Origin of the sequence: Tatumella ptyseos ATCC 33301 (assembly GCF_000735525.1) — a bacterium.
Classification (GTDB): Bacteria; Pseudomonadota; Gammaproteobacteria; order Enterobacterales; family Enterobacteriaceae; genus Tatumella; species Tatumella ptyseos.
Genome location: NZ_JMPR01000029.1, coordinates 1 through 2,940, shown reverse-complemented (window position 1 = coordinate 2,940; position 2,940 = coordinate 1). Strand labels below are relative to the sequence as shown.

The 2,940-nt window shown below is 52.0% G+C and carries 2 protein-coding genes and 1 other annotated feature; both genes read right to left on the bottom strand.

The window, feature by feature from the left end; genetic code table 11:
* Nucleotides 1–53: 53 nt before the first annotated feature.
* Nucleotides 54–1,415 carry an APC family permease gene (locus tag GTPT_RS08850; RefSeq protein ID WP_029990605.1) on the bottom strand — a complete coding sequence of 454 codons (1,362 nt, stop codon included), beginning with the start codon at nt 1,413–1,415 and terminating at the stop codon, nt 54–56.
* Between the two features lie 385 nt (nt 1,416–1,800).
* Nucleotides 1,801–2,637, bottom strand: coding sequence for an SDR family oxidoreductase (locus GTPT_RS08845; RefSeq protein ID WP_029990604.1), 837 nt, complete (start codon nt 2,635–2,637; stop codon nt 1,801–1,803).
* Nucleotides 2,638–2,852: 215 nt separating this feature from the next.
* Nucleotides 2,853–2,940 (top strand) — a sequence feature (His leader region). This feature is flagged as partial in the annotation.

Sequence of the window (2,940 nt, the reverse complement as noted above, 5' to 3'; positions counted from 1 at the left end):
AGCCCTGTCAGGAAACCTGACAGGGCTTTATCAGCAACCCGCGCAGCGAAGGATTATAACCCTTCTTCGCTGTACTGAGGAACCGGCTTACGGAAAGCCCGGGTCACAAACGCCAGGTAGATAATACCGATACCCGCCCAGATCAGGCCGAGGATCATTGAGCTCTCTTCCAGGTTCAGCCATAGCGCACCGACTGTCAGTGCCCCCAGAACCGGCAGCACCAGATACTGGAAGTGGTCATTCAGCGTCTTATTACGTTTCTCGCGGATCCAGAACTGTGAAATCACCGACAGGTTAACGAAGGTAAACGCCACCAGAGCACCAAAGTTAATCAGCGCCGTCGCAGTGACCAGGTCAAAGTTGATCGCCAGTAACGCAATGGCACCGACCAGCAGCACGTTATAGGTCGGGGTCGACCATTTATGTGAGATATGACCAAAGAAACGGTTCGGGAACACACCGTCACGTCCCATCACATACATCAGACGAGAAACCCCGGCATGGGCCGCCATTCCTGAGGCCAGTACGGTCACACAGGAGAAGATCAGAATACCGAACTGGAACGTTCTGCCCGCCACGTACAGCATGATTTCAGGCTGTGAGGAATCCGGGTCTTTAAAACGGGAGATGTCCGGGAAGTACAGTTGCAGGAAGTAAGACACCGCAACAAACAGTACCCCGCCGATCAGCGCCGTCATGAAAATCGCCCGCGGAATGGTACGCTCTGCATCTTTTGTCTCTTCAGACAATGAGCTCAAACCATCGAAGCCCAGGAAGGAGAAACAGAGTATCGTCGCCCCGGTGATCATCGGTACAATATGTGCGTCCGAGGACCAGAACGGTTTCGTACTGGCTAAGGTTCCGGCACCAATACCGTGGCTGACACCGTAGATAATCAGTCCGACGATGGCAATCATCACCGCAATCTGCAGCACAACGATAATACTGTTGAAGTTGGCAACCGTTTTAATCCCTTTCAGGTTAGTCACGGTCATAAATACCACCAGCAGTACCACGAAGATCCACGAAGGGATGCCCGGCAGCAGGGATTCAAAATAGCTTTTTGCCAGCAGAATATTAATCATTGGCATAAACAGGTAGTCCAGCAGTGAGGACCAGCCGACCATAAATCCGACATGCGGGCTAATGGATTTTTGTGCATAAGTGTACGCAGAACCGGCCGACGGGAACCGACGAACCAGTTTACCGTAACTCAACGCAGTAAACAGAATAGCGATAGTCGCAAAGATATACGCAGTCGCAACGTGACCACTGGTCAGTCCCGATACGATACCGAAAGTATCAAATAAGGTCATGGGCTGCATATAAGCCAGACCAATCATGATGACAGGAAGCAGCGTAAGTGTTTTTTTCAGGTTAGCGCGCTTAGGTGCAGCAGAGGTATTAGTTTGCATTGTTCATGGCCCCTACAGTAACAATCGTCTGAGATTGTGCCACAGGGATATTCCGCAGAATGCAGAAAGATGAGTATGAAGTGTTCATCGTGCGCGTCGCGCCGTAGTCATCGCGAAAGCGTGCACCAGACATCGCTGGTGAAGTGGTGAAAAGCCCCATCAAAATTTCCTCTAACTCACGCCATTGCGTGTATCTGATGTATATCTCTCCGGAAAACGTCCGGCCCCGTAGGTTTGTTTTGAAACTATATATGCAAAAAAAATAACCGACGCCGGAAAAAGGCATCGGTTATTCTCAAATTTGCAGGCGCGCATTCTGCCTAAAAACACCCGTTAACACAAGAGATTATCACCGTTATCCGGGGAATTATCTTAAATATCCGGCTTATCCCTGAGCAAAAGGCATATCGTAAGGGTCCGGCCACTGATAGCGGAAGCCACGTTCGCGGCAGATGCGCTGCCCGTTGACCTCTTTACCTGCCATCGTGGCGGGTTCACCGTCGAAGACCGGCGGGATCCAGCCAGCGTTAGCGGCAAGCCTGGTGTAATAGTCTTCCCGTGACGGATGCCCCTCTGCACACAGATTATAGACGGCTCCCTGCGCCGGTTGTTCCAGCAGCATCACAATCGCGGAAATCACATCATCCAGGTGAACCAGATTCACCCCCTGACGGCCATGACTCAGGCCGGTTTTCCCTGCGAGAAAGCGTCCCGGATGCCTCGCTGGTCCCACCAGCCCGGCGAGACGAAGAATATCCACCGGCGTACCGGGTAAATCATGAAGCCATTGCTCCAGGCGGACCAGTGATCCACCGGCCGGGGTGACCGGATCCAATGCGCTTTCTTCATCAGCCTCGCCCTGCAGATTACCGTACACCGAGGTAGAACTGGTGAAAATAATATGCCGGACCTGCCGGGCCAGGGCCATATCGACAATATTCTGCACCGCCTGAATATATTGCTCGCTGGTTTCGACCGTCCGTCGCGCCGGTAAGGTCACCACCAGGGCATCCACATCCAGCAGTTCGGCTAAATCATCAGGGTCACACTGCGGTTCCGGATCCAGCGTCAGCAGGCTGGCCGGAATGCCGGAGGCTCGTGCTGCCTGCACACCATCTTCGGTCGTCTTACTGCCCGTTACCTGCCAGCCACGTCCGACCAGCGCCCGGGCCAGGGGCATCCCCAGCCAGCCCAGACCGACAATTGCTACTTTTTTCGCCATAAGTCTGCCTTTATAATGTCCTGTCAGATACCGTTTAAGTAAGCGATGATCTTATGCCTGTGGCGGTTTTCAGGCCAGCATAAATTTATTAAGGAATTTATGATTATCAGGCCGAAAAAAGGGTTGCCAGTCGCCGCTATTTTGGGTAGGTTAATTGACAGACAATTAAATCAATTTACGTCGGAATATTTTATGAATAGCGTCCAGATTAACCACCATCATCACCATCACCCTGACTAGTCTTTCAGGCGATGTGTGCTGGGAGACGAAAAGATCTTCCAGTGGTTTGGACGCATAAAAAAA